The sequence below is a fragment of the Mailhella massiliensis genome (genome assembly GCF_020741395.1).
Classification (GTDB): Bacteria; Desulfobacterota; Desulfovibrionia; order Desulfovibrionales; family Desulfovibrionaceae; genus Mailhella; species Mailhella massiliensis_A.
This window is the reverse complement of sequence record NZ_DYZA01000008.1, coordinates 1-5322: the sequence shown is the minus strand read 5'-3', so window position 1 is coordinate 5322 and position 5322 is coordinate 1. Positions and strand designations below refer to the sequence as shown.

Below are 5322 nucleotides of genomic sequence, written 5' to 3'. Positions count from 1 at the left end.
CTTCTTTCAGTGTAGCGCCGCTTCGCTCCATCACGTCGGGAATACGGAAGCTTCCCCCTATCTCCACAAGCTGCCCACGGGAAAGGATAACCTCCCCGCCCTTACACAGGGTATCCAGCATGAGCAGCACGGCCGCAGCGTTGTTGTTCACCACCAGGGCGGCTTCGGCCCCGGTGAGGGTACAGAGCAATTCTTCCACCAGGCTGATGCGGCTGCCCCTTTCCCCGGTTTCCAGATTGAATTCCAGGTTGCTGTAGCCCGAGGCGGCAATGCTTACGGCCGCGCATGCTTCTTTGGCCAGTACGGAGCGGCCGAGGTTGGTGTGTACCACTACGCCCGCGCCGTTGATGACGCGTCGGAAGCGGGGGCGCTCCTTTTTTTCCACGGCGGCACGGAGGCGCGGTTCCACGGCTTCCATGGAGAGAGCGGAGGCGTCGGCTGCACGGCCTGCGCGTATGTCGTCGCGCAGCTCATCAAGCACGGCTCGGCAGCTTTCCAGCAGCACGGCGTGGGCCGTGTCGGGAAAGACGGCCTCCAGCTGATGCAGGCAGGCATCCACGGAAGGAAGCAAGCGGAAAAGTGACGACATGAAACACTCCTTACAGACTGGGAAGGTAGGGCCTTCCCTCTCGGCAGCCGTTCAGGAAGAGGCGAGAGGCGCTTCCAGAAGGTCGGGCCAGAGAGTGAAAAGTTCCGAGAGCAGGTACAGGGAACCGCATACCAGCACGGGTCTTTTCCCGGCGGCCTGTTCTGCTTCCGCAAGGGCCTCTTTCAGGCCGGGCACGGCAAGGGCTTTCGGGCCGAGCATGGCGGAAAGTGCACTTCCCTGTGCGGCTCGGGGATTATCTTTAATGGTGGGAACAAAAAGGGGCAAGTCCCCGGCAAGTTCGCGTACCAGCGCCGTGAGTTTTTCCGGCTCCTTGTCTGCCAGGCAGGAGAACACCACAGCACCGGGACGCTCTTCTTCGCCCATGTCTCTGACGGATGCGAGGAGGGCTTTCATACCGTGGGTGTTGTGCGCACCGTCCAGCCACAGGGCGGGATGCCCGCCGGAAGCGGGAGCGTATTGCAGCCTGCCGGGAATGAAGGCCAGCCTGAGTCCCCGGGCAATGGTACGGCAGTCGGTTTTCCAGCGGTAACGGTGGCAGAGCAGCACCCAGGCCAGCACGGCAGTCTGAGCGTTCACGTGCTGATGAGGGCCGCGCAGGCCGAGTATGGCATCGTCAGGAAGAACGGAACATGCCTTCAGCTCTTCGGGCAGGCTCTCCCAAAGAGCGCTTCCGGCTCTGGTCCCTCCGCATTTTTCTTTGGTGGGGCAGGAGCACAGGGGAATCTGGCGGGCGTCGGCTTTGGCAAAGAGAATATCCCGGGCCTCCGACTCCTGCGGGGCGCTCACGGCCATGGCGACGCCTTCGCGCAGGGCGTCGGACTTGTCATCCGCTATGGCGGCGAGGCTGTCGCCAAGCACGTTCATGTGGTCCATGCCCATAGGTACGAAGCAGATCATATCCACAGGAAGGGCGGTGGTGGCGTCGTATCTGCCGCCAAGCCCCGCTTCAAAAATGGCAAGGTCACTTTCGCTGGTCTGGAAGGCGGAGGCCGCCATGACGGTGAGCAGCTCGAAATAAGTGAGCCCCTTCTCCGCCCGGAGAGCATCCCCGGCGAGGGCCGGCCAGACGCGGCGGGGGAGCATGGTGTGGTTGAGCCGTATGCGTTCTTCCGGCCATACGAAATGGGGCGAGGTGTACAGGCCTACATTCAGGCCGTGAGCCATAGCTATGGACTGCAGAAAGACCGACGTAGACCCCTTGCCGTTGGTGCCCACAATCTGCACGGCGGGGCAGCGCAGTCTGTCGAGTTCCAGGGCGTGCAGGGCGCGTTCCATGCGGCCGAGTCCCATATCCATGTGAAAGAGGCCCAGTGAATCCAGGTGTTGCAGGACCTCCTCATAGGAGTGGAAGGGCGCGCTTTCTGGCAGGCGGCAGCAGCAGGATCCGTGATCAGTCATGGGAGGCTTCTTTTTTTGCTTTTCTGGCGGCGCGCAACCAGTCATACCAGGCGTCCAGCCCGGAATGGGTGCGGCAGGACACTTCCATCACCGCAAGCTCCGCATTGACGGCGCGGGCATGGACGCGGGCCTTTTCCACGTTGAAATCCACATAAGGCAGAAGATCCGTTTTATTGAGAAGCATGGCTTTGGCCTTGCGGAAGAGATAGGGGTATTTCTGGGGCTTGTCGTCCCCTTCAGTCACGCTGAGCAATGCTATTTTGGCGTCTTCCCCGCAGTCGAATTCCGTGGGGCAGACAAGATTGCCCACATTTTCGATGAATAGAATGTCCAGCCCCTCCAGGTTGAGGGACTGAAGGGCTTCGCTGATCATACTGCTGTTCAGGTGGCAGCCACCTTCCGTATTGATCTGTACGGCCTGCGCTCCGGAAGCGGCCACACGGCGGGCGTCGTTGTCGGTCTGCAGGTCGCCTTCGATGACGGCCATGCGGAATTCTCCCGAAAGGTCGTTCAGCGTGCGTTCCAGCAGGGATGTTTTGCCGGAGCCGGGAGAGCTGATGAGATTGAGCACGAGTATGCCTCGGCGCGTAAAATCGGCGCGAAGGCGCGCGGCGATGCGTTCATTGGCTTCCAGAACATTGCGTACGACGGGAATTTCCATGGTATGCCTCAAAGGTGTTTGTCGGAAAAGAGAAGGGGGGCAGCTTACTCCGCCTCCAGGTGATCGAGAAAAATACCTTCCCCGCCCGTGAGGACGAAGGGAGCGGTTTCACCGCAGGAAGGGCAGGGAGCGTACAGGGCGTTTCTGTCCTCGGGTTGGAAACTGTGTCCGCACAGGCTGCAGCGGAGGCCTAGAGGTTCTTCCACGAGCTCCAGCTTCGCGCCTTCGTGGGGCGTGCCCGCAGTCATGGCTTCAAAGGCCATGTGCATGGCGTCGGGCTGAACTTGGTCCAGCACGCCGTAGCGTATGCGCAGAAGAAGGAGCCTTGAGGCCCCGTGCCGGGAAAGTTCCTCCCGGCTTATGTCCATCACGCTTGCCATAAGGGAAAGTTCATGCATGTTTTTATCCGCTGCCGTCACTGCCGACGGATTCCGCCGCCCGGCGGGCAGCACCGTTCTTCTGCGGTGCAAAGAATCCGCCTGCCGGGCCTGAGCCTGATTTCGTTTTCCCCTAGGAAGGGGGGAACTTTCAAACCATAAAGGAATGTTGATGAAACTGGTCTATAGAAAAAACGCCGTATCGTCCACTGTGGCAGAATTTTTCACATGGCGGGGCTGCTTGTCATGGTGCGGGCATCTCGGCTATAGAGGAACGAAATACCGCTTCGGATCATGAAGCATGAGAGGTGATATGAGCAGGACATTGCGTCTTTTCGCCTGTGCGGCCGCCATGCTGGCTGTCGCTGTCGGCGCTGCCGCCGTTCTGAAGGATGAACCCGGTTATGAGGCCGGGCTCTCGGAAGTATCGGGAAAGATTGTCGGACTCACCGAGTATCAGGAAGGCCGGGGAGAGCCGGAGAGTGAGCCTTCCCTGCCGCCCTCGCAGCATGACTGGTCGGCAGCGGATCCCTCGCCTTTGGGCGGCGGAATATTTCCAGAAGTGAAAAGTGCTTCTCCCTTGAAAAGCGGAGGTGTTTCCTCCATCCCTTCGACGTTTCTTCCGGAAGCGGTATCCGCGCCCGGCGGGAAAGGGGACGTGCTGACGGAGTCCCCCGCATTTTTCAGGGAAGATTCCTCTGTCGACGAAGCGGAGGGCTTTTCTTCTGGAAATGCGGCACGGGAAAAAAGCGCGCCTCCAGAAGGCGGGAGCAAGGCCGTATCCGTTTCTTCTGAGGAACGCTCCTTAGGTGAGGCCGCAGAAGCTGGGAAGAAAGTCGCTCCCTCATCGGAAACGAAGACGTTGAAGGCGGCGCAGGAGTCCGCCCCGGTGAATGCGGAGCGTGGTAAGAAAGCCGAGTCTTCCCCCGGTATCGTACAAGAGGCCTTGGAGGAGGTCCGCACTGTGGCCGGAGGAGAGCCGTCCGTGCCCCAGAAGGCGCAGCCTCGATACGAAAGAGTGGTCACTTCCGCGAAGTTTTCCATGAAAGGCAGCCTTATCAAGCTGGTTTTGCAGGGCAATGCTCCCATGGTAGGACACTGTTCCATCCTCGGCGATCCCGATCGCGTGGTGCTCGACCTTGCGGGCAACTGGGAGCTGGAAGCGCCCCGTGTGCCCAGCAACAGGCTTGTGCAGGCGGTGCGAGTGGGACAGCATGAGGATAAGACCCGCATCGTGCTCGATATGAAGACCATGGGAAAGGTGGCTCTGGTTCCCGTGAACCGCAACGCCCTTGAACTGAGCATACAATAGCCGGAGGCTTGAGCATGAACGTAAGCGGCAGGCATTACCGCACCATTTGGACGGAAGGAGAGGGAGAAGAGGAGACGCTTTTCATCATCGACCAGAGACTTCTTCCCCACGAGTTTCGTGCGCTCCCCCTGAGAAGCTTGGAAGAGGTGTGTTTCGCCATACGCGAGATGCAGGTGCGCGGGGCGGGACTCATCGGGGCAACGGCGGCATGGGGCGTATGGATTGCCGCCCGCACCGCGCCGGAGGGGGATTTTTCCGCCTTCATGGCACAGAGTATGGAAAAACTGCGCGCCACACGCCCCACGGCGAGCAATCTTGCCTGGGCTCTGGATCGCCAGAAAAAAGCCATGGCTGGCCTCGGCAGGCGGGAGGCCGTGGCGGCCGCCCGTGCCGAAGCGCAGATCATAGCCGATGAGGACGCAAGCTTCTGCCGCCGCATAGGAGAGCATGGCCTTGCTGTTATCAGAGAGCTCTCTGCACGCAAGGGAGGGGAATGTGTCAACATACTCACACACTGCAACGCGGGGTGGTTGGCCTTTGTGGATTACGGTTCCGCGCTTTCCCCTGTGTACGCCGCCTTCGATGCGGGTATTCCCGTGCATGTCTGGGTGGATGAAACGCGGCCCCGTAATCAGGGGGCTTCCCTTACGGCATGGGAGCTGGGCATGCACGGCGTCCCGCACGACCTTGTTGCCGACAATGTCGGGGGCCATCTCATGCAGCACGGTATGGTGGATATGGTCATCACCGGGGCCGACCGCGTGACGCGCCGGGGTGATGCCGCGAACAAGATAGGTACTTATCTGAAGGCTCTTGCCGCACACGACAACAATGTGCCCTTCTATGTGGCGTTGCCTTCCTCTACCTTTGACTTTTCCCTGAGCGACGGCGTGCGCGATATTCCCATTGAGGAAAGAAATGCCGATGAGGTGCGCGTCATGTCCGGCCTGTCGGAAAAGGGGAA

At 60.3% G+C, this 5322-nt stretch carries 5 protein-coding genes and 1 pseudogene; 2 read left to right on the top strand and 4 right to left on the bottom strand.

Features of this window, described 5'->3' with window-relative positions:
- The 4 genes and pseudogenes from K8W16_RS00325 to K8W16_RS00310 form a co-directional block, all read right to left on the bottom strand.
- Window positions 1-589, bottom strand: a pseudogene (locus K8W16_RS00325) (L-seryl-tRNA(Sec) selenium transferase); the annotation flags it as partial.
- A gap of 51 nt (window positions 590-640) precedes the next feature.
- On the bottom strand, window positions 641-2008 hold the full coding sequence (locus K8W16_RS00320; RefSeq protein ID WP_304120162.1) for a folylpolyglutamate synthase/dihydrofolate synthase family protein: 1368 nt from the start codon (window positions 2006-2008) through the stop codon (window positions 641-643).
- Window positions 2001-2669, bottom strand: coding sequence for a hydrogenase nickel incorporation protein HypB (gene hypB, locus K8W16_RS00315; RefSeq protein ID WP_304120160.1), 669 nt, complete (start codon window positions 2667-2669; stop codon window positions 2001-2003). Before hypB ends, K8W16_RS00320 begins: the two co-directional genes overlap by 8 nt.
- A 44-nt stretch (window positions 2670-2713) precedes the next feature.
- Window positions 2714-3067 (bottom strand): hydrogenase maturation nickel metallochaperone HypA, encoded by a 354-nt coding sequence (locus K8W16_RS00310; protein ID WP_304120159.1) that lies wholly within the window; start codon window positions 3065-3067, stop codon window positions 2714-2716.
- 292 nt (window positions 3068-3359) lie between these two features.
- On the opposite strand from K8W16_RS00310, the gene K8W16_RS00305 reads away from it, so the two are divergent.
- The gene (locus tag K8W16_RS00305; protein WP_304120157.1) at window positions 3360-4358 is read left to right on the top strand and encodes an AMIN domain-containing protein; all 999 of its coding nucleotides are present in this window, start codon (window positions 3360-3362) and stop codon (window positions 4356-4358) included.
- A gap of 14 nt (window positions 4359-4372) precedes the next feature.
- Window positions 4373-5322 (top strand): S-methyl-5-thioribose-1-phosphate isomerase (gene mtnA, locus K8W16_RS00300; protein WP_304120155.1); only part of this gene is annotated, 950 nt, incomplete at its 3' end.

Excerpts from the sequence above, each read along its gene's own strand:
- K8W16_RS00320 (WP_304120162.1), bottom strand. The coding sequence starts at position 2,008 with ATGACTGATCACGGATCCTGCTGCTGCCGCCTGCCAGAAAGCGCGCCC.
- hypB (WP_304120160.1), bottom strand. The coding sequence starts at position 2,669 with ATGGAAATTCCCGTCGTACGCAATGTTCTGGAAGCCAATGAACGCATC.
- K8W16_RS00310 (WP_304120159.1), bottom strand. The coding sequence starts at position 3,067 with ATGCATGAACTTTCCCTTATGGCAAGCGTGATGGACATAAGCCGGGAG.
- K8W16_RS00305 (WP_304120157.1), top strand. The coding sequence starts at position 3,360 with ATGAGCAGGACATTGCGTCTTTTCGCCTGTGCGGCCGCCATGCTGGCT.